This is a genomic window from Mesorhizobium sp. M0833 (genome assembly GCF_040319905.1).
Classification (GTDB): Bacteria; Pseudomonadota; Alphaproteobacteria; order Rhizobiales; family Rhizobiaceae; genus Mesorhizobium.
The window spans coordinates 16,068-42,452 of record NZ_JAMYOQ010000030.1 but is presented as its reverse complement, the minus strand read 5'-3'; the positions used below and the strand labels follow the sequence as shown (position 1 = coordinate 42,452).

The 26,385-nt window shown below is 60.0% G+C and carries 23 protein-coding genes; 19 read left to right on the top strand and 4 right to left on the bottom strand.

Annotated features, from left to right (window positions below):
• Positions 1-189: 189 nt before the first annotated feature.
• From NKH98_RS26195 to NKH98_RS26120, 16 genes are all read left to right on the top strand, one after another.
• The gene (locus NKH98_RS26195) at positions 190-435 is read left to right on the top strand and encodes a NifU family protein (RefSeq protein WP_352902899.1); all 246 of its coding nucleotides are present in this window, start codon (positions 190-192) and stop codon (positions 433-435) included.
• Positions 386-1,603: a cysteine desulfurase NifS gene (gene nifS, locus NKH98_RS26190; protein WP_352902895.1), complete on the top strand. Its 1,218-nt coding sequence runs from the start codon at positions 386-388 to the stop codon at positions 1,601-1,603. Before NKH98_RS26195 ends, nifS begins: the two co-directional genes overlap by 50 nt.
• Positions 1,600-2,808, top strand: coding sequence for a homocitrate synthase (gene nifV, locus NKH98_RS26185; RefSeq protein ID WP_352902892.1), 1,209 nt, complete (start codon positions 1,600-1,602; stop codon positions 2,806-2,808). Before nifS ends, nifV begins: the two co-directional genes overlap by 4 nt.
• Positions 2,805-3,185 (top strand): nitrogenase stabilizing/protective protein NifW, encoded by a 381-nt coding sequence (nifW, locus tag NKH98_RS26180; RefSeq protein ID WP_352503026.1) that lies wholly within the window; start codon positions 2,805-2,807, stop codon positions 3,183-3,185. The genes nifV and nifW overlap by 4 nt, the downstream gene beginning before the upstream one ends.
• 189 nt (positions 3,186-3,374) lie before the next feature.
• The gene (locus NKH98_RS26175) at positions 3,375-4,226 is read left to right on the top strand and encodes an electron transfer flavoprotein subunit beta/FixA family protein (RefSeq protein WP_352752958.1); all 852 of its coding nucleotides are present in this window, start codon (positions 3,375-3,377) and stop codon (positions 4,224-4,226) included.
• A gap of 18 nt (positions 4,227-4,244) precedes the next feature.
• Positions 4,245-5,354: an electron transfer flavoprotein subunit alpha/FixB family protein gene (locus NKH98_RS26170; protein ID WP_352857064.1), complete on the top strand. Its 1,110-nt coding sequence runs from the start codon at positions 4,245-4,247 to the stop codon at positions 5,352-5,354.
• 9 nt (positions 5,355-5,363) lie between these two features.
• Positions 5,364-6,671 (top strand): FAD-binding protein, encoded by a 1,308-nt coding sequence (locus NKH98_RS26165; protein WP_352777121.1) that lies wholly within the window; start codon positions 5,364-5,366, stop codon positions 6,669-6,671.
• Between the two features lie 11 nt (positions 6,672-6,682).
• Positions 6,683-6,982 carry a ferredoxin family protein gene (locus tag NKH98_RS26160; protein ID WP_023678245.1) on the top strand — a complete coding sequence of 100 codons (300 nt, stop codon included), beginning with the start codon at positions 6,683-6,685 and terminating at the stop codon, positions 6,980-6,982.
• Positions 6,983-7,163: 181 nt separating this feature from the next.
• Complete coding sequence (gene nifA, locus NKH98_RS26155; protein WP_352902887.1) at positions 7,164-8,927, top strand: nif-specific transcriptional activator NifA; 1,764 nt, start codon at positions 7,164-7,166, stop codon at positions 8,925-8,927.
• A gap of 237 nt (positions 8,928-9,164) precedes the next feature.
• Complete coding sequence (gene nifB, locus NKH98_RS26150) at positions 9,165-10,643, top strand: nitrogenase cofactor biosynthesis protein NifB (RefSeq protein ID WP_352902942.1); 1,479 nt, start codon at positions 9,165-9,167, stop codon at positions 10,641-10,643.
• 32 nt (positions 10,644-10,675) lie between these two features.
• A complete protein-coding gene (locus NKH98_RS26145) occupies positions 10,676-10,870 on the top strand; it encodes a 4Fe-4S dicluster domain-containing protein (RefSeq protein WP_023678248.1) in 195 nt (64 codons plus the stop codon).
• A 99-nt stretch (positions 10,871-10,969) separates the two neighbouring features.
• The gene (locus NKH98_RS26140) at positions 10,970-11,290 is read left to right on the top strand and encodes a nitrogen fixation protein NifZ (RefSeq protein ID WP_352450751.1); all 321 of its coding nucleotides are present in this window, start codon (positions 10,970-10,972) and stop codon (positions 11,288-11,290) included.
• A complete protein-coding gene (gene nifT, locus NKH98_RS26135) occupies positions 11,287-11,499 on the top strand; it encodes a putative nitrogen fixation protein NifT (protein ID WP_023678250.1) in 213 nt (70 codons plus the stop codon). The genes NKH98_RS26140 and nifT overlap by 4 nt, the downstream gene beginning before the upstream one ends.
• Positions 11,500-11,537: 38 nt before the next feature.
• The gene (locus NKH98_RS26130) at positions 11,538-12,443 is read left to right on the top strand and encodes an SIR2 family NAD-dependent protein deacylase (protein WP_352902884.1); all 906 of its coding nucleotides are present in this window, start codon (positions 11,538-11,540) and stop codon (positions 12,441-12,443) included.
• 73 nt (positions 12,444-12,516) lie between these two features.
• The gene (locus NKH98_RS26125; protein WP_352902881.1) at positions 12,517-14,385 is read left to right on the top strand and encodes an ABC transporter ATP-binding protein; all 1,869 of its coding nucleotides are present in this window, start codon (positions 12,517-12,519) and stop codon (positions 14,383-14,385) included.
• A complete protein-coding gene (locus NKH98_RS26120; RefSeq protein ID WP_352902878.1) occupies positions 14,385-16,280 on the top strand; it encodes an ABC transporter ATP-binding protein in 1,896 nt (631 codons plus the stop codon). Before NKH98_RS26125 ends, NKH98_RS26120 begins: the two co-directional genes overlap by 1 nt.
• Before the next feature lie 607 nt (positions 16,281-16,887).
• Here NKH98_RS26120 and NKH98_RS26115 read toward each other — a convergent pair.
• The 3 genes from NKH98_RS26115 to nifA (NKH98_RS26105) all read right to left on the bottom strand — a co-directional run bounded on the left by NKH98_RS26115 (position 16,888) and on the right by nifA (NKH98_RS26105) (position 21,167).
• A complete protein-coding gene (locus NKH98_RS26115) occupies positions 16,888-17,928 on the bottom strand; it encodes an LLM class flavin-dependent oxidoreductase (protein ID WP_352902875.1) in 1,041 nt (346 codons plus the stop codon).
• Positions 17,929-18,019: 91 nt separating this feature from the next.
• Positions 18,020-19,159: a histidinol-phosphate transaminase gene (hisC, locus tag NKH98_RS26110; protein ID WP_352902872.1), complete on the bottom strand. Its 1,140-nt coding sequence runs from the start codon at positions 19,157-19,159 to the stop codon at positions 18,020-18,022.
• Positions 19,160-19,394: 235 nt separating this feature from the next.
• Positions 19,395-21,167, bottom strand: a complete 1,773-nt coding sequence (nifA, locus tag NKH98_RS26105) for a nif-specific transcriptional activator NifA (protein ID WP_352902941.1) — start codon at positions 21,165-21,167, stop codon at positions 19,395-19,397.
• Positions 21,168-21,907: 740 nt separating this feature from the next.
• Between nifA (NKH98_RS26105) and NKH98_RS26100 the strand changes: the two genes are divergently transcribed.
• The 3 genes from NKH98_RS26100 to NKH98_RS26090 all read left to right on the top strand — a co-directional run bounded on the left by NKH98_RS26100 (position 21,908) and on the right by NKH98_RS26090 (position 24,834).
• On the top strand, positions 21,908-22,117 hold the full coding sequence (locus NKH98_RS26100) for a hypothetical protein (RefSeq protein ID WP_156937379.1): 210 nt from the start codon (positions 21,908-21,910) through the stop codon (positions 22,115-22,117).
• A gap of 54 nt (positions 22,118-22,171) precedes the next feature.
• Positions 22,172-23,500, top strand: coding sequence for a dicarboxylate/amino acid:cation symporter (locus NKH98_RS26095; RefSeq protein ID WP_023678259.1), 1,329 nt, complete (start codon positions 22,172-22,174; stop codon positions 23,498-23,500).
• Positions 23,501-23,802: 302 nt separating this feature from the next.
• Positions 23,803-24,834, top strand: coding sequence for a LacI family DNA-binding transcriptional regulator (locus tag NKH98_RS26090; protein WP_023678260.1), 1,032 nt, complete (start codon positions 23,803-23,805; stop codon positions 24,832-24,834).
• A 581-nt stretch (positions 24,835-25,415) separates the two neighbouring features.
• Here the strand turns inward: NKH98_RS26090 and NKH98_RS26085 are convergent.
• Positions 25,416-26,345 carry a LysR family transcriptional regulator gene (locus tag NKH98_RS26085; protein ID WP_352457033.1) on the bottom strand — a complete coding sequence of 310 codons (930 nt, stop codon included), beginning with the start codon at positions 26,343-26,345 and terminating at the stop codon, positions 25,416-25,418.
• Between the last annotated feature and the right edge of the window lie 40 nt (positions 26,346-26,385).

Below are 26,385 nucleotides of genomic sequence, written 5' to 3'. Positions count from 1 at the left end.
GGCCGGCACAACAGATGTCCCCGTCCTCAACAACAAGGCAAGGTCAAAGCCGATCTCGGGACCGGCAATCGCTTCCGGTAGGATGCAAAGAACGTCGCCTGCCGAAACAGTTCGGTTCCTGGTGGCACCCGAGCTGCTGGCGGCCAAATCGCGCCGCTGCGCCAAATTCGGCTTATCGATAACGTTGTCGTGTTCGGGCGTCCTTACCTGCGGGGTGACGGCGGCCACTGCGGACTTGGCCATGTCGACGCCGATCCGGTCTACGTCAAACTCTCGGGCGTCTGCGCCGGCTGCCAGTTCGGGCCCATCATCATCAACGGCATACGCCAGAGGCTCAATGAGGCGGTCGCACGGTCGCGTCATTCCGGTCAACTGAGGATCGCACATGAAACCTGTCTACCTCGACAACAACGCAACCACACGGGTCGATCCTGAGGTCGTGCAAGCGATGTTGCCGTTCTTTAGGGATCAATTCGGCAACCCTTCGTCGGCGCACGCTCTTGGCGCCTCAGTCAGTGCGGCGGTGAGAAAGGCGCGGAGGCAGTTGCAAGCTCTGATCGGCGCGGAGTTCGACGATGAGATCACCTTCACCTCGGGTGGGACAGAAAGCGACAATGCAGCGCTTCTTTCGGCGCTCGAGGCGGCGCCCAACCGAACCGAGATCGTTACGTCCGCGGTCGAGCATGCCGCCGTGCTGACGCTCTGCGCGCATCTTGAGAAAACCCGCCGCGTCAAGGTGCACAGGATCCCGGTGGATTGCCGTGGCCGGCTCGACCTCGATGCCTATATGGCCGCCCTCACCCCACAGGTGGCAATCGTCTCGATAATGTGGGCGAACAATGAGACTGGTGTGATCTTCCCCGTGGCCAGGCTTGCCGAGTTGGCCAAGGAAGTGGGCGCCCTTTTCCATACCGATGCTGTGCAGGCGGTCGGCAAGCTTCCGATGGACCTGAAGTCGACCGCAATCGACATGCTGTCGCTCTCCGGCCACAAGCTGCACGGGCCGAAAGGGATCGGCGCGCTTTTCGTAAAACGTGGCGTCAATTTCCACTCGCTGATCAAGGGGGGCCACCAAGAACACAACCGGCGTGCTGGCACCGAGAATACGCCCGGCATAGTCGGGCTCGGCATGGCGGCCGAACTCGCCTTGAAATTCATGGACGACGAGACCACACGGGTAAAGTCGCTCCGCGACCGTTTAGAGGACGGGATTCTCCAGCGCATCCCAAGCACCTGTGTCACTGGAGATCCCCTGGAACGGTTGCCCAACACCGCAAACATCTCCTTCGAACATGTCGAAAGTGATGGAATTCCACTCCTCCTCAGCCGCGTGGGCATCGCGTGTTCCTCCGGCTCTGCCTGCACCTCCGGCTCTCTGGAACCGAGCCATGTCCTGAGCGCGATGAAAACGCCACACGCGGCAGTCCGCTTCTCCTTGGCGCGGGACAACGGCGAAGCGGACGTCGACCGGGTGCTCGAGGTCATGCCGGCAATCGTGGAGAAGCTGCGTGGCTTTCCCAGTTCTGGGCCGGGTAAGCGAAGCTCCGAAGACGTTCAATCCGGTCTATGCCTGAGCGGCAGCAGAACCGGCTACCGTTCATGACCCGTCATGTCTTTCTCAACGATACGACCTTGCGCGATGGCGAGCAGGCGCCCGGCGTCGCCTTTACCACGACGGAAAAGCAGGAGATCGCCGAGTCTCTTGCGGCGGCCGGCGTCACAGAGATCGAGATCGGCACGCCGGTCATGGGCGCCGACGAGATCGAAACAATTCGCGCCGTGGTCGCGCGGTGTCTCCCGGTTCGGCTCATGGCCTGGTGCCGTATGACGTCGCTGGATCTCGATGCAGCGATCGAGAGCGGCGTCCACGCCGTCAATCTATCGCTGCCCGCGTCGGACATCCAACTTGCCGCCAAGCTCGGCCTCGATGAGGCGGGAGCGCTCCAGGTCATCGAACATATGGTCAGGCGCGCAGCCGCCGCCGGCTTCTTCGTCGCGGTGGGCTGCGAGGATGCCTCGCGGGCCAATCGGGATCATCTCGCCCGCGTCATCGAGACGGCTGCACGCGCCGGCGCAAGCCGCGTCAGGCTAGCCGACACAGTCGGCGTTCTCGACGCGTTTTCGACCTTCGAACTTGTCGCCCAGCTCGTGGCGCAGTCTCCAATCGACCTTGAATTTCATGCGCACAACGATCTCGGACTTGCTGCCGCCAACACGCTGGCCGCGATCCGCGCAGGCGTGCGCCATGCGTCCGTCACCGTCCTGGGGCTCGGCGAGCGTGCGGGCAATGCCGCGCTGGAAGAGGTGGCCGCCGCGATGGCGGTCTTTGACGGCGCGGATACCGGCATCGAGCTGACCGCATTGCCCGACCTCGCCGCCCAGGTGGCTTGGGCCGCCCGCCGGCAGACCGCGGCCATTAAGCCGGTCGTCGGCGCCGATGTTTTCACCCACGAATCCGGCATTCACGTCGCAGGGCTGCTGAAGGACTCGCGTACTTATCAAGGGCTCGATCCGGCTCTCGTGGGCCGCTGCCGGCGTATCGTCATCGGCAAGCATTCCGGCGCCACTGCGATTGCCCATGTGCTGAGCGAAAGCGGTCGCGATCTCGACCCGGATCTGGCAGCCGCGATGGTGGCCCGCGTCCGGCGCGAGGCGGCCGAGACCAAATCGACCGTCACTGCAACTCAACTGGTCGAGCTCTACGATGGAATGTGCAGCGAGGCATCCCTCGCGGAGCTGTGCGGGTCCAGGTCAGCCGTGCGCGAGCGCACCGACACCACAGTTTTCCGACCAGGGAGAATGCAATGAATTGTTCCGCTGACAGCCGCCCCATCGATGTCACCGACATCCTTGCACGACTGAAACGCCTGTCGGCTGCGGAGGAGTTCTTCGCAGTCCTTGGCGTCTCCTATGATCCGAAGGTGCTGAATGTCTCGCGGCTCCATATCATGAAGCGCGTGGGCCAATACCTTGCCGAAGAAGATTTCTCCGGTCTGCCCGACCAGGTGATTGCCGCGCGGGTGCGCGCGACGCTCGAACGCGCTTACGAGGACTTCGCGGTTTCCTCGCCGCTCACCCATCGGGTCTTCAAGGTGCTCAAAGACCACGATCCGAACAAACCTGCCACGCCGGGCCGCACCTTTGTCCCGTTCGACTCCGTACTGAAGCGGTTCGGACAGGAATGACCGCGACACGGGTTGCGACGCGACAATGTCGAGAAGCCGACAAATCTGGTCATCACCACGGCGCCCTCAGAAGCAACCAAGCGAAGTTCCAGGAATAGGGGGCAGCGCAAAACAGTTGGCACGAATGATGCAAACCAAGGAGATGAACCGCCAAGCCCGCATCCGGACAGGAGCCTGGAGAAACCGCCAATGCACATCGTAATCTGCATCAAGCAGGTGCCGGACTCGGCACAGATACGGGTCCATCCGGTGACGAACACGATCATGCGCCAGGGTGTTCCGACCATCATCAACCCTTACGACCTGTTCGCCCTCGAAGAAGCCCTCAGACTGCGCGACGCCCATGGTGGCGAAGTTACCGTGCTCACTATGGGTCCGCCCATGGCAGAGGACGCGCTGCGCAAGGCGCTCGGTTACGGCGCCGACCGAGCGGTGCTCTTGACCGACCGCTATTTTGCCGGCTCCGACACGCTGGCGACCTCGTTCGCCCTTTCCCAGGCAATCGCGAAGGTTGGCGAGACGTTCGGCACGCCAGACCTCGTCTTCACCGGCAAGCAGACGATCGATGGCGACACCGCCCAGGTCGGGCCCGGCATCGCCAAGCGCCTCGGACTCCTGCAACTGACCTATGTCGCGAAGATCGCCTCTATTGACCTTGCTGCGCGCGAGATCAAGGTTGAGCGCCGCTCCGAAGGCGGCACACAGATGCTGAAGAGCAGGCTCCCTTGCCTGATCACCATGCTGGAAGGCACAAACGAGATCCGCCGGGGCTCGATCCAGGACGCCCTGTGCGCCGCGCGCAGCCAGGTCTTGAAATGGAGTGCGGCCGATGCCGGCATTGAGGATCTCACCAAATGCGGCCTGCGCGGCTCACCGACGGTCGTCAAGCGCGTTTTCGCGCCTCCTGCGCGGGCGGAAAAGGCGGCAAAAATCGACACCGCCGAGATGGCCTTACGCGATGTCGCTGACGAACTCATCACGGCAATCTTCACCCGCCAGCCGGCATTGGAACATGAGCTCGCCTTCAACGGCGGCGCGTGAGAGGGCAAGGAGCAGACGATGTCGACCGCGAACCGAGAAACCCCTCGCCCTGCCGCCGGCCGTGCCGGCATAAAGAAGGAGCTGCCCGCGCACTTCAAGGACTACCGGCACGTTTGGGTTTTCATCGAGCTCGAACGCGGCCAGGTCCATCCGGTATCATTCGAACTGCTCGGCGAAGGCCGCAAGTTAGCAGACAAGCTTCAGGTCCAGCTTGCGGGGGTCGTGCTTGGACCGCCGGGAGAGGCCATCGGGAACGCCGTTGCCGAAGCGTTCGCTTATGGCGCGGACCTTGTCTACATCGTCGAGGCGCCGCTGCTCGCCGACTATCGGAACGAGCCATTCACCAAGGCGATGACGGATCTGGTCGACACTCACAAACCGGAGATCCTTCTTCTCGGTGCCACCACACTCGGCAGGGATCTTGCCGGCTCCGTGGCGACGACCTTGCAGACAGGGCTCACGGCCGACTGCACCGAACTCGATGTGGACACCGACGGTTCGCTCGCCGCCACCCGTCCGACTTTCGGCGGTTCCTTGTTGTGCACGATCTATACGCTCAATTTCCGCCCCCAGATGGCGACAGTGCGACCGAGGGTCATGCCCATGCCGCAGCGGGCGGATAAACCGGTCGGGCGTGTCATCCGGCACAAGCTCTCGGTAGCCGAGGACGAGATCGTTACCAAAATCCTCGGCTTCCTGCCGGATAGTCAGTCGGCAAAGGCAAATCTTGCCTATGCCGACGTCGTGGTTGCGGGAGGCCTCGGTCTAGGCGCGGCGGAGAACCTGCAGCTTGTGAAGAATCTCGCGCGAGCAATCGGCGCCGAGCACGGCTGTTCGCGCCCGTTGGTCCAGAAGAGCTGGATGCCAGCTGATCGGCAGATCGGCCAAACTGGCAAGACCATCCGGCCGAAGCTTTACATAGCGGCCGGGATTTCCGGCGCCGTCCAGCATCGGGTTGGCGTCGAGGGGGCGGATCTGATCGTGGCCATCAACACCGACCCGAACGCGCCGATTTTCGATTTCGCTCACCTCGGGATCGTCACCGACGCGATCCGCTTCCTGCCCGCACTGACGGAAGCCTTCACGCGGCGGCTGTCGCCCCACAGTCGCGATAAGCTTGCGAGCTAAGGGATGGACATGATTGAGGAAAAATTCGACGCCATTGTTATTGGGGCCGGCATGTCCGGAAACGCAGCTGCTTACACCATGGCCAGCCACGGCCTGAAGGTGCTGCAGTTGGAGCGGGGTGAATATCCGGGCTCCAAGAATGTCCAGGGTGCTATCATGTACGCGAACATGCTGGAGAAGATCATCCCGGATTTCCGGGACGATGCGCCTCTCGAGCGGCATTTGGTTGAACAGCGGCTTTGGGTGATGGACGACACATCCCATACCGGGATTCACTATCGGTCGGACGACTTCAATGAGGCGAAGCCCAACCGCTACACGATCATCCGTGCCCAGTTCGATAAATGGTTTTCGCGTAAGGTGCGCGAGGCCGGCGCGACGGTTCTGTGCGAGACGACCGTGACGGAACTCATCCGTGACGCCAAGGACAGGGTGATCGGCGTCCGCACAGACCGGGCCGGCGGAGCCATCTACGCGGACGTGGTCGTCCTCGCAGAAGGCGTATGCGGACTGCTTGGCACGCGGGCCGGCCTGCGCGAGATGCCGAAGCCGCAAACCGTGGCGCTCGCCGTCAAGGAAATGCATTTCCTGCCCGAAGAGGTCATTGAGCAGCGGTTCGGCCTCAAAGGCGATGAAGGCTGCGTGATCGAGGCGGTGGGCACGACCTCCCGCAGCATGGCCGGGCTCGGCTTCCTCTATACCAACAAGGAGTCGATCTCACTGGGCATTGGCTGCCTCGTCTCCGATTTCGCCGCGATGGTCGAGAGCCCTTACGTCCTCCTCGACGCCTTAAAAACCCATCCTTCGATCCGGCCGCTGATCGCCGGCTCGGAAGTGAAAGAATATTCCGCGCATCTCATTCCCGAAGGCGGCTACAAGGCTATTCCGCAGCTCTTTGGCGACGGTTGGGTCGTGGTCGGCGATGCCGCGCAACTGAACAACGCCATTCACCGCGAGGGTTCGAACCTCGCCATGACCTCCGGCCGCATCGCGGCTGAGGCAATCATCGAGGTCAAGAGCCGCAACGGTCCTATGACCAAACGGAATCTCGCCCTTTACAAAGCCATGCTGGACAAGTCCTTCGTGGTCAAGGACCTAAGGAAATACAAAGACATGCCGGCCTTGCTCCACACCAATTCCTGCAATTACTTCACGGCTTATCCGCGGTTGATGTCGCAAGCCGCGCAGAACTTCATGCGTGTCGACGGCACGCCGAAGATCGAGAAGGAAAAGGCGACCACGGCGGCCTTCATCAAGGCGCGCTCGCGCTGGGGGCTGGTCAGCGACGCGGTCCGCCTTGCATTGGCGTGGCGCTGAGGGGAGACGAAATGACGATCGCAGTGACGAAGTCACGTGTCGAGGACAAGCTTTACCAGAACCGCTACTTGGTGGATTCTGGCCGTCCGCATATCAAAGTGCGACCGCACGAGAGGCCAAGCGCGAACTTGCTCGCGCTGACCCACGTCTGCCCCGCGAAATGTTATGAGTTGAACGACAAAGGTCAAGTGGAGATCACCGCCGACGGCTGCATGGAGTGCGGCACCTGCCGGATTTTGTGCGAGACCAGTGGCGAGATCGAGTGGAACTATCCACGCGGCGGCTTCGGAGTCCTCTTCAAATTCGGATGAGGACGCACGCACCGTATCAAGAGGGTCAATCTTGGTACACCTGAGGTCGCGACCAACGCCAAGTCTATCTTTGCTTGAATTGCCGCGCCACGAAGAGAAGCTCGTGAATACTGTGCTTTCACAATTCAGACTCAGACACAAAAGGAGGAGCACTCTGGACGACAACCGCTGAGGTGTTTCCATGGCTCACGTACCGCAAGATCGGGTCGACGAGGTAGCACCTCGGGATACCCGCCCTGAACCGCCCATCAAAAGCATGCCCCAAGCAGATATCGCGCTCAGGGGACTCTACGAGATATCGAAGGTGCTGACCGCCCCCAGCGAGCTGGAGATTACGCTCGCCAATGTCGTGAACATCCTGCCTTCGTTTCTGCAGATGCGTCACGGAGCAATCGTCGTCCTGGACGCTGAAGGAGAGCCGGAGATTGCCGCAACTGCCGGCAATACCCACGCACCTCAATCAGGCACTCGCCGCGTCATACCACAGGCCATAACAGATCAAATCGTCGCTACGGGGACGCCGCTCTTCATACCGGACGTCCGCAAGTCCCAACTATTTCAGGCTGACCTTCAAACATCTTCGAGCAGCGGCACCATCCCAATTGCCTTTATCGGTATCCCGCTAAAGGCTGATCATAAAATCCTTGGGACATTGTCGATCGACCGCGCCGGAGACGGCGCCACCGACTTTCGCGACGACGAGGACACATACTTCCTGACGATGGTCGCCAACCTTGTCGGCCGGACGATCCGTCTCCATCGCACCCTGAGTACAGATCGTCAGCGGTGTGTCCATGAGCAATGGAGACCGGAGAAATCGCCCAACGAGGGGAGGACCTACGACCCTGCCCGGCATGCGGATGCCAAAATCGACGGGATCATCGGGGAAAGCCCCGCACTCAAGCAGGTGCTCGAAACCGTCTCGGTCGTAGCAGGGACCAATTCCACCGTGCTTCTGCGGGGTGAAAGCGGCACCGGCAAGGAATTCTTTGCGCAAGCCATCCATAAGCTCTCACGTCGGAGGAAGAAGTCTTTCGTCAAATTGAACTGCGCTGCACTGTCTGAAAGCGTTCTGGAATCAGAACTGTTTGGGCATGAAAAGGGCGCTTTCACGGGTGCTATCTCCCAGCGCGCCGGTCGTTTTGAATTGGCAAATGAGGGAACGCTGCTACTTGATGAAATCGGCGAGATTTCGCCGGCCTTTCAAGCCAAGTTGTTGCGTGTCTTGCAGGAAGGCGAGTTGGAGCGAGTCGGCGGCACCAAAACGCTACAGGTCGACGTGCGCCTCATATGCGCCACCAACAAGGACCTCGAGACGGCCGTTATAAAAGGGGAGTTCAGGGCCGACCTTTATTACCGCATCAATGTGGTGCCAATTATCCTCCCTCCGCTCAGAGAGCGACCTGGCGATATTCCACGCCTTGCGAACGCGTTCCTCAACCGATTCAACAAGGAGAACGATCGCGCACTCGCCTTCGCGCCGTCGGCGCTTGACCTGATCTCGCAATGCTACTTCCCTGGTAACGTCCGCGAGCTGGAGAACTGCGTCCAAAGGACGGCGACACTTGCGCGTTCAAGGACGATCACGCCATCCGATTTCGCCTGTAAGAAGAGCCAGTGCCTTTCCTGGCTCCTCTGGAAGCGAGCCGACCGCTCGAATGGCGGCAATACCATCGACGATCTCGCACGGGTCAACGCAGTGCCGGTCGGATTGCGGCTGCCGGCCAGTCGCATCGGTGCCTCCGCAGGCAACGTATCTCCCCTTGCGGCCGGCGATCCGAACGATCCCGCTTGTCCCCCGCGTCTGACGGAACGCGACCGGCTGATCGACGCGATGGACAAGGCCGGTTGGGTTCAGGCCAGGGCGGCTCGTATCCTCGGCCTCACGCCGCGGCAAATCGGCTACGCGCTGCGCCGGCATGGTATCGAGGTGAAGAAATTCTAGACGTCGTGATGACGTCAAACGTAAGCCCGGAGTAGTCTCCCTCACACCCTTCGCGCCCAAGGCTGGTAGCCTTCGCGACCCGATTTGCTTGTCCACTGTCGGAAGCACGACAAAGGTGTGTCGGAGCAATCCGACGCAATCCGACACGAAAGCCAATTCGTGAACCAAAACCGCTCTTTGACATGGCATAGCTCTTGCGGTTTGAACTGCGACATTACCCAGCAACGGAGCCGTTCGATGTCCGCACCGGCAATTTCGCTTGAGAGCCTCAGCACGACGTTCGATCACCAGTTGCTCGCCACCGTGAAAGCCGGTGGCTGCGCCTCTTCGTCCTGCGGCTCGTCGATAAAGCCGGACGACACGGATCCGGCTGTCTGGGAGAAGATCAAGGATCACCCCTGCTTTTCAGAAGAGGCGCATCACTATTTCGCGCGCATGCACGTCGCGGTCGCGCCCGGCTGCAATATCCAGTGCAACTACTGCAATCGCAAATATAACTGCGCCAACGAAAGCCGGCCTGGGGTGGTCTCCGAAAAGCTGACGCCCGACCAGGCGTTACGCAAGGTGATCGCGGTCGCCAACGAGGTGCCGCAGCTTTCCGTGCTCGGCATCGCCGGACCTGGCGATGCCTGTTACGACTGGAAGAAGACGAAGGCAACGTTCGAACGAGTCGCCAGGGAAATCCCAGACATCAAGTTTTGCATCTCCACGAATGGGCTCGCGCTGCCGGACCATGTCGATGAGCTTGCCGATATGAATGTCGATCACGTGACGATCACCATCAACATGGTCGACCCTGCGGTCGGTGCGAAGATCTATCCTTGGATCTTTTACGACCATCGCCGCTACGTCGGCATCGAAGCCGCCCGGATCCTGCACGAGCGGCAGATGTTGGGTCTGGAGATGCTGACCGCGCGCGGCATCCTCACCAAAATCAATTCGGTGATGATCCCCGGCGTGAACGATGAGCATCTGATCGAGGTGAATAGATGGGTCAATGAGCGAGGCGCGTTCCTGCACAACCTCATGCCGCTGATTTCGGACCCGGCGCACGGCACGCACTACGGACTGAGCGGGCAACGCGGCCCAAACGCAATGGAGATGAAGGCTCTTCAGGATCGTGTCGAAGGCGGCGCCCAGTTGATGCGCCACTGCCGGCAGTGCCGGGCAGATGCCGTCGGCCTGCTCGGAGAGGATCGTGGCCAGGAATTCACAGTCGACCGGATTCCCGGCGAGGTCACCTACGATGCCAGCAATCGCAAGGCCTATCGGGAGCTGGTCGCGGAGGAGCGCCGTGATCACGTGGCGGCTAGGAGAGAAGCGATCGGATTGGTCAAGGCAGCGAGCCCCGGCAAGTCCCTTCTCTTCGCGGTGGCGACCAAGGGCGGCGGCCGCGTCAATGAACATTTCGGCCATGCGAAGGAATTCCAGGTTTATCAAGCCTCGCCGAGAGGGATCAGTTTTGTCGGGCATCGGAAGGTGGAGCAGTATTGCCTCGGCGGCTGGGGCGGAGAAGCCGCCCTCGATGGCGTCATCGCAGCGCTTGAAGGCATAGATATCGTGCTGTGCGCCAAGATCGGAAACTGCCCGCAGGATCAGCTCGCCGACGCTGGAATCCAAGCCACCGACGCATATGCCCACGACTACATCGAGACCGCAATCAGCGCGATTTACGCGGCCGCGTCTGGGACCCCCGCACTCGCGGCGACGGCCTGAGCGCGTCTCATCCATTCGGACCAGGAGTTAAAATGGCTTTCAAGATCATCGCATCCCAATGCACCCAATGCGGCGCCTGCGAATTCGAGTGTCCCTCCGGCGCGATCAAATTCAAAGGCGAGAGCTATGTGATCGAGCCGCAAAAGTGCACCGAATGCGAGGGAGTCTTCGATGCGCAGCAATGTGCCTCGGTATGCCCGGTGCCGAAGACCTGCGTTCCTGCGTGACGGACATTGGGCCGCCGACATGGTCGGGGATGCCTTCGCAGGACGCCTGGAACGCCTTTGTTCACAATCTGCAGCCTCAAGAGAAATCAGGGAACGGACATGTCGCTCGGACGCGAAGAGGAGGTCGAAATCCGCAGGCCTCCACGATTCATGCCGGGAGAGCGGGTACGTGCCACTCGCCACATAAAGAATGACGGCACCTATCCTGGCAGGGAGATCGGCGAAAATCTCGTGCGGAAGGGCGACGAGGGGTATGTGCGCGACATTGGCACCTTTCTCCAGCAGTTCTTCATCTATGCGGTCGAATGGATCGACCGTGGCACAGTCGTCGGCATGCGAGCGCGTGAACTGATGAGCCTCGACAAAGCCGAGGTGCCCTGCAGTGCTGATAGCAATACCAATGAAGGGACGGCCAGATGAAAGTCATGATCCGCAGGACCGATGCTGGCTTGTCGGCGTATGTCCCGAAGAAGGACCTCGAAGAGCCGATCATCAAGCTCGAGAAGGAAGAGTTGTGGGGCGGAACTGTGACGCTCAGGAACGGGTGGCGGCTCCTCCTACCCGATCTTCCACGGGATACGCGTCTGCCGATCACCGTCGAGGCAAGGAAGGTTTCCGAAGAGGACTGATGCTGCCCGTTCATAAGGTGCGTCGCGAGGAAACGAGCATGAACACGATCCTGACATCGGGCCACCTGGTCATCGTGCGGGACAGTTTTGCCGAAAAGCTGCTTGACCTGGCGAAGGAAGCGCTCGCCGCCGATCAGGTGATCCCCTATCTCGGTCCGGGTCTTCTTGGGTTCAACTGTGCGGAACCGCCTGTGCCGCATACGCCCGAGGTCGTTGCCGCGGCACTCAATGCACGGGCGCCAGCCCCTTCCAGGATCCGCACCAATATGTGGTCGGTTGCGCAGTTCATCGAACAGCGCCGGCATCGCCGGACGCTTCAAGCTTGGATGACCGACATATTCGCAGCGCCGGTGGCGCCTACCCTCCTCCACGCCTGGCTCGCAAGGCTGCCGCTCTCCCTCATCGTCGACAGCTGGTACGACGGCGCGATGCGCACGGCTCTCGTAGAGACCGGCCGAACGGACGTCGTTGAGATACAAGGCGTCACGCGGGCGAACGAAATCGGTAACATTTGGACGAAAACCTACGATTTGTCCGGGAGGGAACTCGACCCCCGATCGGGGGCAAAGACGGTTCTCTATACACCTCACGGGAGTATTAGGCCGGCGCAAAACTTTCTCGTCGCAGATTCCGACTATGTCGAAGTCCTGACCGAAATCGATATCCAGACACCGATCCCAGACGTGGTGAAGGAACAGCGCATCACCCGCGGATTTTTCTTCGTTGGCTGCCGCTTCAACGATCAGATGCTGCGCACCTACGCCAGGCAGATCATGAAGCGCTCCCGAGGTCCACATTGCGCAGTAATGGACGCGGAAACGCTGACCAGAAACGAATCGCGTTTCCTTGCGGCAAGCGGAATCACGGTGATCGACATGCCAGTAAGTGAAGCCGCGGCTCGGCTTATAGGAACGGGCACTGCTGCAGGTGGTGGACAGGATTAACAATGGCGGGCCCCTTTGATGATTGGTCCTTCGGCTTGCCTCGAAGGCGAAAAATGCAGTCGGGAATACACCCGTGAGCAGTGATGCTATCGACAGCGCAACGAACGCTCTGAATTCGTTGACCCATGTGGAAGCGGCGCGCTGGGGCAGGGATTTGAGTACGCTGTTGCGTATCACGCGTATGAATTTGCGGCATCCCTGGCAGGTCGCCTTCGCTATAGGCTCGACGATCATGGCGGCAATCCTCCAGTTGCTCATTCCCCAGCTTCTCGGCCGGGCTGTCGACCAGACCCAGACAGCCATCGGGGGCGGTGTCGCGGGGACCGCGGCAGGACAAGCGCTCTGGACCCCGGCTCTCCTGCTGCTCGCCGTCAGCGCGCTACGCGGCCTTTTCACGATGGCGCAGAACTATTTTGCCGAAGCCGTCGGGCATCATGTCGCGTACGAACTGCGGCTCGCCTACTACGACAAGATCCAGCGTCTCAGCTTTTCCTTTCACGACCGGGTCCATTCAGGCGATCTGATCACCATCGGAATGCTCGATCTCCAAGGCGTGCGGATGTATTTTTCCACCGCGCTCGTTCGCGTGCTCCTGCTCACCATGCTGATCGGGATCGGCGCCTACATGATGATCTCGACCGATCCCATGCTCGGCCTGGTCGCGCTGAGCTTCGTGCCTTTTGTCGCCTGGCGCTCATCGGCCACACAGCTTAGGCTGCGCGCCACCTGGCTCGACCTGCATGAGCGGCTTTCGGTACTGAGCCGCGTGATGGAGGAAAATCTCGCAGGCATCCGCGTGGTCCGCGCTTTTGCGGCTCAAGCCTACGAGATGCTGAAGTTCGACGGCGCTTCCAAGAACGCGCTCGACCTCGCCCACGACCGCGTTGACATCTACGTGCCCAGCACGTCGGCGATGACCTTGTCCTTCTTTTTCGCAATGGGATTGGTGCTCTGGATCGGTGGCAGCAAGCTCGTCGCTGGCGAGATCAGCGTCGGAACGGTGGCGACCTTCCTGACCTTCATGACAATCCTGCAAATGCCAGTCCGCCAGATCGGCCTCATGGTCAATGCCTTTGCCCGCGCTTCTAGCTGCGGTTCGCGGCTTTTCGGTCTCCTCGACCAGGAGATCACAATCAGGGATGCTCTCGAGGCCAGACCGCTTGAGATAAGCGACGGCACTCTGCGCTTCCACAATGTCTCGTTTGCGTACCCCAGCGCCGAAAACCGCGCCATTCTGAAGAACCTCAGCTTTGAGGCCCGTAAAGGCGAGACGATCGCGATCGTCGGTCCGCCGGGTTCGGGCAAATCGACGATGGCTCATCTGGTCCCCCGCTTTTACGACGTGACCGGTGGCGCCATCACGCTGGACGGCCAGGACATACGTAATGTCACCCTCGCGACGCTTCGCAAGGCGGTCGCCGTCGTACAGCAGGATGCATTCCTATTCACCACCACGATCGAGAACAACATCGCTTATGGCGATCCCTGGGCGAAGAGACAGCGAATAGAACGCGCTGGCGAATTCGCCCAGCTCCACAACTACATCCTCGGGCTCCCAGCAGGCTACGAGACGGTTGTGGGCGAACGCGGCGTCTCTCTCTCTGGCGGCCAGCGCCAGCGTCTCACGATTGCTCGCACCATGATGCTGCGCCCCTCCGTCGTCGTTTTCGACGACTCAACGGCCGCGATCGATGCCGGCACCGAGCAGCGCATCCGCGCGGCGATGCGGCGCTTCGCCAAGGATCGGGTGACGATCATCATCGCGCACCGGCTGAGTGCGCTTATGCATGCCGATCAGATCCTTTTTGTCGATAACGGCGAAATCGTAGAACGCGGCACGCATCAAGAGCTTTTGGCGAAGCGGGGACGCTACAGGGCCCTTTACGATCTCCAGACGCGCCCGGGTGATTACAATACGACCCAGTATGGGGGCGCCCGCTGATGGCGCAGGGCCGCGCCGGCGAACTCGAAGCCGAACGTGACGACGGCAGACGCCCTCCGCGCGCGGTTGTCGGCTCGCACCGCATCGAGGAGGAGATGTTCGGCCGGGCTTTCGACAAGAGCATCCTCCGGCGCATCTGGGCCTTCGTCCGTCCCTATCGGGCCAGGGTAGTCATCACGATTGCAGCAATGCTGATCTTCACCGGGACGCAGCTTCTCATCCCGTTGATCATCCGCTACGCGCTCGACCAGGGCATGAGCCCGGCAAGGACCGATCGCTCAGCCCAGCTTGCGGCCGTCGGCGCGTTCGTTTTGGCGATTTTGGTCAATTTCGGTGCCGGCTACTTGCAGGAAACCGTGGTTGGGAAAGTGGCCGAAACTGTCCTGTTCGACATCCGCCGCGCCATGTTTGGCCATCTGCAGAAGGTTTCGCTCTCCTTCATGGACAAGACCGAGGTCGGACGCCTCATGTCGCGCCTGCAAGGCGACGTCAACTCCATACAGGAATTCCTCGAAACCTCGGTATATTCCGTAGGCGATGTTGCGCTTCTCTTCGGCATCGTTTTCGTAATGCTGTGGCTCGACTTCCGCCTCGGCCTCCTAACGCTCTCGGTTCTGCCGGTCCTGGTGATCGTCCGCATTGTCTGGCTGCCGCGTGCCCGCGCCGCCTTCATGGCTGCACACGAGACTAATTCCGTCGTCAACGGCGCGCTGGCCGAAGCCATTCACGGCGTGCGCACCGTCCAGTCCATGGACCGCCAGCAGGTGAATTTCATTCTTTTTGACGACAAGGCCCATGCCAACCTCAGGACCCACCTGATCGCTGCCAAATATGCACTGGTCATGGTGCCTATCGTCGATGGCCTTACCGGCCTCGCCATGGCCGCCGTTATTGTGGTCGGCGGCTCGATGGTCATGAATGGCCGCATAGATGTGGGCGTATTGGTTGCCTACCTATTTTACATCCAGCGCTTCTTTGACCCGATCCGCTCACTCACCCTGCAATATTCGATCATGCAGCGCGCCATGGCCTCAGGCAAGCGCCTGACCGATGTGCTCGACGTCAAGATCGATGTTCAGGACAAACCCAATGCCAAGGTGCTTTCGCCCGAAATGGACGGCTCGGTCGAGTTCAGGGACGTCGGCTTCGGCTACAATCCCAAGTGTCCGGTGCTGAAAAATGTCTCGTTCCGGGTCAATCCCGGCGAGACGGTCGCACTGGTCGGGCCGAGCGGTTCTGGCAAATCGAGCGCGATGGCCCTGGTCCACCGCTTCTATGATGTTCAGCAGGGCCAAGTGCTGGTCGGCGGACATGATGTGCGCGATCTCACCCAGGAATCGCTCGGCCGCCAGGTCGCCATGGTGCTGCAGGAGCCATTCCTGTTCACCGGGACGGTCTTCGAGAACATTCGATACCACAAGACGGAAGCCACGCGCGACAAGGTGATCGAGGCCGCCAAGGCGGTCGGTGCGCACGACTTCATCATGAGCCTCGCCGACGGGTATGAGACCCAACTTGGCGAACGCGGCGACAACTTATCTCTCGGCCAGCGCCAGCTCATCAGTTTCGCTCGCGCCCTCGTCGCTGACGCCCAGATCCTCGTGCTCGACGAAGCTACCGCCAACATCGACAGCTACACGGAAATGCAGATTCAGAAGGCTCTGATAAAGCTGCTTGAAGGCCGCACTGGCCTCGTGATCGCCCACCGTCTTGCCACGACCCGGGGTGCCAACCGCATCATCGTGCTTCAGAATGGCCAAGTTATTGCGACTGGCAACCACGATCAGCTAATAGCTATGGGGGGCCTGTATTCCAAACTCTACAATCTCAACTACGCCTCCTTCGACGATATTCCCGAACACGATAGGACCGTACAAGCCGGCTCCCAGACCTGACGTCTTGGCGGCCTTGTGGTAATGGCATTGACTCGGGCGTGCCGGACACTCAGGCCGCCGCAGACGAGGAAGCAGGCAGCATTCATGGAAAGCACTCGCGCACATCGTGAAGACCGGCTGCGAAGATTTCCTCCAGCATCGTTATCCGACCGCGGTGCACCCCGCGACATCGGGCGAACTCGCTCCAGGTGGTGTCGCTCGGCGTAGCAAAGCCGCTCGCGAGCGCGCCCTCAACAGCGCCGTAGCGAGTGACGGCTTTGCTACCGCCGAGCCGCTGATGAAGCTGGATCTGGGCGGCGCACCGGCGCCGCCCCTGGCGAGAAGAACCTCTGCGGCGGGCTATGGGCAACGACTAGCGCGAGCGCGACGAGCAGACGCGCCCGCATCGTGACGCGCTCGGCCATCATCTCCTTAGGATCGTGCAGGTTCACACGATGGCCTAGACGCCAGCCAACGCACAAACCCCTGGTAATCTGTGCCGCCGGCGCGTGGTCAGTTTGGCCTCCCTCCCGATTGCCCGCCCCACCACGTGCACGCTCGAGCACGTGGATGTGAGGGAGCGCTGTTACAACGATTTAACCTTCAGATCAGACCGCGAATTTCACGGTCAGACAAGTCGAGCCATGATTTCGGATTGAATGGTCGTCGCGGTGTACAGGGAAGCATCCAGCGGCAGATTTCCAAATGCCAGTTGACAAAGCAGGTAGTTGGCACCTGCCTCTTCCAACTGACCGAGCAGAGCTTCTCGCACAGACGCTGCTGATCCTACCACGCACAATTCACGCTCTATTGCCGCATCGAAGGTCAGCGGCAGGTTTGGTGGAGTGGGGATAGCGTTAAGCTCGTAAAGGAATTGGAAGCTCTTGAGCCATCGTTCGTAAGCAGGTGCCGCCAGCGAATAGGCATGTGTGTCACAACGCCCAACCACGACCATGCGGAGCAATCCAATAAATGGCGCTTGATCGCTCGCGCCAGCGTTGTCCTCTCGATAGGCGCGGAACGCATCAGTAGTTTTGCGAACAGAAGAGGAAGGTCCTACACACGCGATATTTGCTCCATTCGCAGCGGCCCAGGCTGCGGACTCGGGTCGATTGGCGGCGACCCATGTCGGCGGATGTGGACGCTGATGAGGTCTTAGCGTCAAAGGAACGTCATTGAGCTCAAAATGGCGGCCTTGATAGCACAGCGTGCCGACCTTCATCGCATTAACAAGTATTTCAATAAGAATTTCGCTGGCTTCCGCATAGCGGCCCGGCACCGCGTCCGCACCAATCCCGAAGTAACCCAATTCGATCGGGAGAGCACCGCGCCCTATGCCCAGTTCGAGCCTGCCACCGCTCAACTGGTCCAGCATACAGATCTCTTCGAACGCACGCAGCGGATGATAAAGCGCAAGCAGCATCACCAAGGGTCCGAGACGCAGGCGCCGGGTGCGCTGGGCGACGCTCGATAAGAACAGATTCGGCGATGGACCTCTCCCATGGGGGGTACAGTGGTGCTCTGCGAGATGATAGGCATAGAACCCTAGCTGATCGCACGCCTCTGCTAATATCAGGCGATCTTCGTACTGCCGGGCAATATCGAGGCCGTCCTCGTCCAGATGATCGAAGATGCCGAAGGCTAGGTTTGAAGGAAAGACGTTTGTCACTCGATATTGTCCCCGATTTTAAAGAAAAATGTTGTCGTGCTTGGGTGACCAAGCAAGTCTAAAGATAGCAATGTGTGATATCGGATTAGCGTCAGCGTACCGAACGAGCAGAGCCGGACGCTCCCCTGCCCGTGGTGCTTGGTATGTTTAAGTTTCCAACTATATCGCGAGCGGCAGCAAGAAATGCATCCAATTGCTCTTTTGTGCCGATGCTGACGCGGATGCAATGTTCCAAACCATTGTCCGGAAAGTAGGCAACGAGTATCTTTTGCCTTTCCAAGGCTGCTTGCCACCATGAGCCGTCCTGTCCCGCTGGCACACGGGCTAGCAAGAAATTAGCGTGGGAGGGCGTTACGGAAAATCCAAGTTGCGACAGTGCGGCTGTCACTCGCTGTCGTTCATGTCTGATGTGCTTGTGGTTCTCTGCGTAGGCGCCGCGATGCGCAAGCACGCTGATACCAACCGCATGCCCGATCACGTTCATGTTGAAGACGTTCTGGATGTTGCGCAGCCTGCCAATAATCTCAGGGTGACCGAAACCGAAACCGACGCGAATGCCGGCGGCGGCATAGCTCTTCGAAAATGTTCTCAAGATCAGAAGGTTCGAATAACGGTTGATGAGGCGCAGCCCGTGATCGGGTGCAAAGTCGACGTAGGCCTCATCAAGGACGACCAGGCGATCCGATTGTGCCACGAGGCGTTCGATATTGCTTATCGAGAGGAATGTTCCGGTCGGATTGTTTGGATTGGCCACCAGAATGAACTTGGCGTCTTTTGCCGGACCGGAAAGCAATTGCTCCATTGGCAGCGAATGAGTTTGACATCCGATCTCGAGAAACTCAGCACCATGCAACATGGCAAGTTTGCGGTTGAACGAAAACCCTGGCGATATCATCGCCACCTTGTCGCCAGGGGCGAGGAAAGCTCTGTAGATGAGTCCGAGCAGTTCAGACGACCCGTTGCCTGCGATGACCTGATCCGTGGATACGCCATAGGTATTGGACGCTGCTTCCCTCAAGCTGATGTTATCGTCGTCCGGATACAGATACTGGCGCTGGAGGGCCGCCACTGCACTTTGCATTATGATTGGCGGCAACGGAAACGGGTTCTCATTCGTATTCAGCTTGACAAAACTTTTGTCCGGCGCTGGTCCGTTGGACGGCAGAGCATCTAACTGTCGCGTCCCTTGCGGAAGAGACGAAAGCACAGCTTGCAGTTTTGCATCGGACATATTTTATCTCCGTTTCAGTCGCACAGGGGCATCCGTATGAGCGCGCAACGAGAGCAACATGGCGGACGGATTGACGATGGCAGCGTCGCCTTTCACAAGATGGTCGCAACGCCGGCTGCCACGGGAATTCGGCCAGGCTGTCCTCGGTCGGATCGACTTGACGCGGACGCGGATCTGCATCCCTGCGCGGGCCAAGCCGCTAAGCGGTCTCAGCTAATCCGCCTGAGTCAAGCTTTCACAGACGCTTGACCTCGATGCCGTATTTCCTCAGCACGTAGCCAATCTGGCGCGGGGTCAGTCCAAGCAGGCGCGCCGCCTTTGCCTGCACCCAGCCACATCTTTCCATGGCAGCAATGACGCGCTCGGCGTCGGTGGTCCTCGCGCCCAATGAGTGGGTTGCTCCGGCAGGCGGGACTGTGGTGGCGGCCGAACGAGTGGCCGCATCCGGCGGCGTGGCCGGATTCACTGCCTCTGGGAGGATTGGCGCTGGTTGCAGCGCGGCCTTGCCCGATCTGCTCTTCCGCAGCGCCTCGGCAAAGCATTGGTCGTGGGAGCACGCAAAGTCGTTTCTCCCGATTGATCGTCCCTCCGCCAGGATCGCTGTCCGGTGCACGCAATTTTCAAGCTCGCGAATGTTGCCGGGAAATTCACATTTCATCAGTACTTCAATCGCACGCGCATCGAAGGTCAGCGTACGGCCGTTCTCATCGTTGAAATTCTTGAGAAACTCAGCTGCGAGGAGCGGAATATCGCTGCGCCTTTGGCGTAACGCCGGCACCAGCAAGGGAACCACGTTGATGCGATAATATAGGTCGGCGCGGAACTCATTCCTTGCAACCGCCTCTTCAAGGTTCCTGTTCGTGGCGGCAATCACGCGAACGTCGACCTTGATGGTCTGGTTGCTGCCGACGCGCTCAAACTCCTGCTCCTGCAGCACGCGCAGTAGCTTTGCCTGGAAGGAGGCCGAGATCTCGCCGATCTCATCCAGAAACAACGTCCCCTTGTCGGCGAGCTCAAAGCGACCCTTGCGGGAATTGAACGCGCTTGTGAAGGCACCCTTCTCATGACCGAACAATTCGGATTCCAGGACTGTCTCTGGCAGCGCTGCACAATTGAGTTTGATGAAGGGCCGCTTGGCGCGCGGCGACAACTCGTGAATTGCCTTGGCGACCAGCTCCTTCCCGGTACCGGATTCGCCTCGCAACAGAACCGTGGTCTTTGCCTTAGCTACCACTGCGATCTTCTCGAGCAGCGCGCTTAGCGCCGGACTATCGCCAATCATTCCCTTGACGTGAACCTTCTTGCGCTGCGGTGCAGGGTGCTTGACGTCAGAGAATTGCGTTTGCAGCCGATCTTCCACCTCTGTCGGTCGTTCGCGGTCGCCCGCGGAGAAGCGGTGCAACTTGACTGTCTGTCCCACCATGTTGGCGATCATGGTGAGCAGCCGGACATCATAATCGAGCCGATACGTTGACCTGCTGTCCAAGGCGCGGTCGATAGTCAGCGTGCCTACGGCGTTCCCATCAACACGAATGGGAACGCCGATGAAGGACACGGGGTCGGAGGCCCCAAGCACCTCTATGTCAGCGGCAGTGAAGGCCGAATGCACCGCTATGTTCTCGGCGACGAGCGGCGTGTCCGTCGTCACAATCCGATCGATTGCCTTGCGCGGCAGACGCATCCGCGAGCGCTCATCGCTGTTCTCGTCGCAGCCGGTGACTACGGTGATGTCCAGTGTGCCCTCAGCGTCGAAGAGAGCGATGATGCCGTGCCGCATCTGCACAAACGAGGGCAGGAGATCGACGACCTTGGCCAACGTGACTTCGAGCCGGGCGGGGTCGGTGAGTACTTTCGATATTTCGAAGATGCCGGTAAGCGCGTGCTCGTGCGATGGCACAAAAGGGACCGCGGTGTTCGTCTCGGACTTTGGGTAAGCCCTTTTCGCATCCGGAAGCGAAATGCGGCACTCGCTGGCATTTTGTTCTGATTTGGGAATGTTGTGGTGCATGTGATCCTCGATCTCGCGCCATGAAATGCATGCCGGCGGCATGTGCGCCCGCGACATCGCGGGCAAGCGCGAAAATGCTCTGACGTGAACTCGTGCCACCGCCGTGTGGTCGAGTACAAAGCGGGTCGACCCCTGACGCATCGCTTGGCTCTCCCTCCACGAAGCTTGGCCACGTTCTCGGCTTGCACGGGGGCAACCACACGTTGATTTTCAAAAGACTGGAGCGAGGCGGGATAGTCAATCGAGCTTTCTTTCATTCGTGAAAGGAAACCTCGCGGCCTATGATAGAATTCATCAGTTCTAATTTTTTGTCGACGATGTTGAACGACAGAAATACGGCGCCGGCGATGCGGTGCCCGAGCGGCTGACCGCGCCGAGTTTAAATTGCCGGGCCGTGCCATTCACCAGCGCCTGCCAACCAGGGGCGGGAGCGATAATCACTGCCGACGACACTGGTCGGTCGCGGCAACCGCCATTTCCTCGATTGATGACGCAGATAAGGCGGCGGCGTCGCATGTGAAGGCGCGAAGCTGGCGGTCGAGCGCGGCTTTCTCGGCGGTGCTCGGAACTTCTGAACCGCATCGTCGCGGTCAGCACCAGCGGCGTCAATCCCTACGTCTCGACGTCGCTTTCAAGCTGTCGCTGCAGCGGCAGCGCGGCAAAGAACACGGCAATTCTCCGCTCTGGTGCCAGCGATGCGGCCCTTCCCAAAGTCGGCAAACCGAGGAGCCCACCACGATGTGCAGCAAAACCGCAAGCCAGAGAGATCGACCGGCAATCTGCCGGAGAACATCAAGCGCGTGCTGGACGGCGGCCTTGTCATTCCCGTCTTGTGCCACCGCATTCATCCCATCATTGGCGAGCCCAACGTCAGTTCAGGTCATGCGGATCCATTTGGCATGGGTATTGCGGCGGCGTTGGTGCAGCGTTCGACCGGAGCGCCGCGATAGGGAGAAGCCCGGGAGAAGTCACGCCACCTCGATCCGGTCAGGGAGAGAGAAACAGTGTCAGCTGCACAAGTCCGCGGCGCGAGTCCCGCGCCCCGCAAACCCTTCTATGCCAAGCTTTACGCGCAGGTGCTTGCCGCCATCGCCCTAGGCGTCGCAATTGGCTATTTCTATCCGGGGACCGGCGAGAGCCTGAAGCCGCTGGGCGATGCCTTCATCAAGCTGGTCAAGATGATCATCGCGCCTGTCATCTTCCTGACAATTGCGACCGGCATTGCCGGCATGAACGATCTTCACAAGGTCGGCCGGGTCGCCGGCAAGGCAATGGTCTATTTCCTCACCTTCTCGACGCTGGCGCTGATCGTCGGCCTGATCGTCGCCAATGTCGTCCAGCCTGGCGCCGGCCTCAACATCGATCCGGCCTCGCTCGATGTCCAGGCCGTGAATACCTATGCCGCAAAGGCCCACGAGCAGTCGGTCACCGGCTTCCTGATGAACATCATCCCGCCAACGATTGTCGGTGCCTTCGCGGAAGGCGACATCCTGCAGGTGCTGTTCTTCTCGGTTCTGTTCGGCATGGCGCTCGCGATGGCCGGAGAGACGGGCAAGCCTGTCGTTTCCTTCCTACAGGCGCTCATCGCGCCTGTCTTCAAGCTCGTCGGCATTCTCATGAAAGCCGCGCCGATCGGCGCCTTCGGCGCAATGGCCTTCACCATCGGTAGATATGGCATCGGTTCGGTCGTCAACCTCGCGATGCTGGTCGCGACGTTTTATTTCACCGCCTTTCTCTTCGTGTTCGGGGTTCTCGGCGCGGTCTGCCGCTACAACGGCTTTTCGATCTGTTCTCTCATTCGCTACATCAAGGAAGAGCTGCTGCTTGTCCTCGCAACGTCCTCCTCGGAGGCCGCGCTCCCCTCGCTCATGCAGAAGATGGAGAAGGCGGGCGCCAGGCGTTCGGTTGTGGGTCTCGTCATCCCGGCCGGATATTCGTTCAATCTGGACGGCACGAATATCTACATGACCCTGGCGGCCCTCTTCATCGCGCAGGCGACGAACACGGATCTGTCAATCGGCGATCAGGTGCTGCTGCTGCTCGTTGCGATGCTTTCCTCCAAGGGCGCTGCAGGTGTAACAGGTGCGGGCTTCATCACCCTGGCTGCTACGCTCGCCGTAGTTCCGAGTGTTCCCGTTGCTGGGATGGCACTGATACTCGGCATCGACCGCTTCATGTCCGAATGCCGGGCGCTGACGAATTGCGTCGGCAACGCAGTGGCATCCCTCGTCGTTGCCCGCTGGGAAGGAGAATTGGACCGAGCGCAGATGAAAGCCGCCTTCTGCGGTCATCAGCTTGCCGAGGCATCAAACCGGCTATCCTCCGCCGAGTAAGGGCGACGCACCGCGACCGGTTTCGCCAAGCTGGTCACATGACCTGAACGATCGACTCGCAGGCTCTAAACGGCGCCTCACGGACCATGTATCAGAAGCGCTAAATGTGTGAGTGCAAATCGTCGCCGCCCTAAGCGAATGAACCTTCCGTTATACCCGGCCGGTCTACGTCTGGAGTAGTCCAATACGCTGTCGATCATTCAGTATGCGGGCGTCTTCACTTTGCCCACCCGAAACCATTGTCGAATCGCGCTAGGTGACAGAGAGCCAGCCTGCGTCAAAAACCAATCAGAATAGGACCCATGACCAAGCGCCCCACAATTGCCGATCTCGCCCGCGAAGCCCGAGTCAGCGTAGCAACGGTCGATCGGGTTCTGAACGCCCGCCATCCGGTGCGCGAGGAGACCGCGCGGCGGGTCCACGACGCCGCCCACGCGATCGGCTATCATGCTGCCGGGCTCATCAAGCAGCGCTTGCGGCGAGACCTACCGTGCTACCGTCTGGGCTTCATCTTGAGAAAACCGGCCCAGCATTTCTACCAAGACTTTGCGCGCGAGGTCGAAGCGTCGGTCAATTTGGCCCAGTCCTTCCACGGCATTCCGCTCATCCAATTCGCCCCGTCACATATGCCGAGCGACCTAATCGCACCGCTCAAGGATTTGGGCGCACGCTGCCATGCGATCGCGATGGTGGCACCGGACCACCCGAAAATTACAGCAGCGGTTGAGGACCTCAAGGCCAAAGGCATTCCGGTTTTCTCGCTGCTTTCCGACTTCGCCGCCGGCGTGCGACAGGGCTATATCGGCCTCAACAACCGCAAGGTGGGGCGCACGGCCGCTTGGATGGTGTCCAAGGTCGCAAAACGGCCCGGCAAGGTGGCGGTGTTTGTCGGCAGCCATCGTTTCCAGGGGCACGAGCTGCGTGACGTCGGCTTTCGCTCCTATTGCCGTGAGAACGCGCCGACGTTCGAGGTGCTCGATCCGCTTGTGAACCTGGAGAAACGGCAGGTCACCTATGAGGCAACGCTTGATCTCATGCAGCGGGAACCCGAGCTCGTCGGCTTCTATGTCGCCGGCGGCGGCATGGAGGGCGCCATCTCCGCGGTCCGGGAAGAGGGTAAAAGTCGCGATCTCGTCGCGATCGTGAATGAAATCACGCCGGAATCTCGGGCGGCACTCGCAGATAACATCATCACGATGGCGGTCGCCACGCCAATGCGCCGGCTTTCCCAGGAGCTGATAACGCTGATGACGCGGGCTATCGAGACCGGCACTGCTGAAACACCAGGACAGACATTTCTGCCGTTCGACATCCATCTGCCGGAAAATATATGAAGTTGATGGATTCTATCGTAAGCGGGGAGTTTCCTTTCATAAATGAGAGACAGTTGATTGATGATCCGATCCATGCGGGGTAGCCGCACCCTACAGGCCTCAGCCGCGGCCCAGGATGAAAGCGCCAACTGGGTGAACGGATCGGCCACGCGTTCGGGCGGAAGCGCGAGGTAAATTCCCTACATTCGCAGCGTCAATCGCGACCGGCTTCATTGCCAACATCTCGACGTTGTCGGTGCAGGGCGGTGTCGTCAAGGATGCCTCACGCCAGTAGCCGACCGAGGCCGGCACAGTCCATTGGGATTGACCTCGTCGACCGGCATCTCCTCGCCTGGCCGCGCGTGAAAAGCCGCGGCAGGGCCGGCAAAGTTGGCATTTGAGTGGGGCTAAACATCTTCTGGGACTTCGCACGCGAAATCGGAGGCGGCAGTCAACTCAGCACCAACCCGGGCATGTGTTCTGCTCGTTCCTGGCCCTCGTACTCAGCAAGGAACTGCGCCGCTCTGCCGAGCCAAAGGCCTGACGCCCGAATGGCAACCGCTCCTACGCGATCGCGACCGCCTCCAGGAAGCCCGAGACGCTCAATAGCTTTCAAGCAAAGGCGCCAGGCGAGATGCCTCCTGCAACATCATTTCCCGCATCCACAGGCTTGCCGGATCAGTATTGTGCAGCGCAGGCCATTGGACGGCCTCCGTGAATGCGGGATGAGGAAGTGGCGGCGGAAGTCCGACAATCCGCAGGGGTGTTGTTTTTGCGAAATGCTGCGCCAGCCGTAAGGGCATGGTCCCGATGCGGTTGGTGCCTGATAGGACGGGCGCGATCAGGCTAAAGCCCTGTACGACGACCTCGATACGTCTCTCGAAACCGTGCTCGAGCAAATACCACTCCTCCATGGTGGGCTGCCGGGTGTGCCTGAATTTGAGCACGACATGCCCCATCGACAAGTATCGCTCGAATGTAAGTGGCTCTGACAGCTGCTTGTTCGTGCCGCAGCCTACGCATACGAGCATATCTTCGAACAGGGCTGCGCGAGGATGTTTCGACATGAACACTTCCGGCATAATCAGAAAATCAACGTCGCCGCGCCGGAGAAGCTCCTCGGGGTCGTCGCAAATAGGCAGACATTCGAAGCGGACGGCGGGAGCTTCCCGCGCAGTACGCTCTACGATCCTCTTAAAAAGCACGAGCGTGAGGTAATCGGAAAGCATGATTCGGAAGAGACGATCCGATTGGGCTGGGTTAAAGGCGTCGGAGGAAATAATCGATAGCTGGATGTGCAGCAATGCGTCCCGGACTGCTGGGGCAAGCCCCTCCGCGCGCGGTGTCAAAATGAGCTCGCGGCCGTTCATCGTAAATAGCTCATTGCTGAAGTAGGCGCGTAACCGAGCGACGGCGGCGCTCATGGCCGGCTGGCTCAGGTTAATACTGTTGGCCGCGGCAGTGACTTTACGCTCCCTGATCAGAGCGTCCAGCACAACGAGGAGATTCAGATCCAGCCCCTTAAACCGCATATCCTGATCTATCCAGCGTGTGGATGGGCATCATCTAAAC

What these genes read in the sequence shown, in the direction of transcription:
- nifS (WP_352902895.1), top strand. Translation starts at nt 386, where the DNA reads ATGAAACCTGTCTACCTCGACAACAACGCAACCACACGGGTCGATCCT.
- nifV (WP_352902892.1), top strand. Translation starts at nt 1,600, where the DNA reads ATGACCCGTCATGTCTTTCTCAACGATACGACCTTGCGCGATGGCGAG.
- nifW (WP_352503026.1), top strand. Translation starts at nt 2,805, where the DNA reads ATGAATTGTTCCGCTGACAGCCGCCCCATCGATGTCACCGACATCCTT.
- NKH98_RS26175 (WP_352752958.1), top strand. Translation starts at nt 3,375, where the DNA reads ATGCACATCGTAATCTGCATCAAGCAGGTGCCGGACTCGGCACAGATA.
- NKH98_RS26170 (WP_352857064.1), top strand. Translation starts at nt 4,245, where the DNA reads ATGTCGACCGCGAACCGAGAAACCCCTCGCCCTGCCGCCGGCCGTGCC.
- NKH98_RS26165 (WP_352777121.1), top strand. Translation starts at nt 5,364, where the DNA reads ATGATTGAGGAAAAATTCGACGCCATTGTTATTGGGGCCGGCATGTCC.
- NKH98_RS26160 (WP_023678245.1), top strand. Translation starts at nt 6,683, where the DNA reads ATGACGATCGCAGTGACGAAGTCACGTGTCGAGGACAAGCTTTACCAG.
- nifA (WP_352902887.1), top strand. Translation starts at nt 7,164, where the DNA reads ATGGCTCACGTACCGCAAGATCGGGTCGACGAGGTAGCACCTCGGGAT.
- nifB (WP_352902942.1), top strand. Translation starts at nt 9,165, where the DNA reads ATGTCCGCACCGGCAATTTCGCTTGAGAGCCTCAGCACGACGTTCGAT.
- NKH98_RS26145 (WP_023678248.1), top strand. Translation starts at nt 10,676, where the DNA reads ATGGCTTTCAAGATCATCGCATCCCAATGCACCCAATGCGGCGCCTGC.
- NKH98_RS26140 (WP_352450751.1), top strand. Translation starts at nt 10,970, where the DNA reads ATGTCGCTCGGACGCGAAGAGGAGGTCGAAATCCGCAGGCCTCCACGA.
- nifT (WP_023678250.1), top strand. Translation starts at nt 11,287, where the DNA reads ATGAAAGTCATGATCCGCAGGACCGATGCTGGCTTGTCGGCGTATGTC.
- NKH98_RS26130 (WP_352902884.1), top strand. Translation starts at nt 11,538, where the DNA reads ATGAACACGATCCTGACATCGGGCCACCTGGTCATCGTGCGGGACAGT.
- NKH98_RS26120 (WP_352902878.1), top strand. Translation starts at nt 14,385, where the DNA reads ATGGCGCAGGGCCGCGCCGGCGAACTCGAAGCCGAACGTGACGACGGC.
- hisC (WP_352902872.1), bottom strand. Translation starts at nt 19,159, where the DNA reads ATGTCCGATGCAAAACTGCAAGCTGTGCTTTCGTCTCTTCCGCAAGGG.
- nifA (WP_352902941.1), bottom strand. Translation starts at nt 21,167, where the DNA reads ATGCACCACAACATTCCCAAATCAGAACAAAATGCCAGCGAGTGCCGC.
- NKH98_RS26090 (WP_023678260.1), top strand. Translation starts at nt 23,803, where the DNA reads ATGACCAAGCGCCCCACAATTGCCGATCTCGCCCGCGAAGCCCGAGTC.
- NKH98_RS26085 (WP_352457033.1), bottom strand. Translation starts at nt 26,345, where the DNA reads ATGCGGTTTAAGGGGCTGGATCTGAATCTCCTCGTTGTGCTGGACGCT.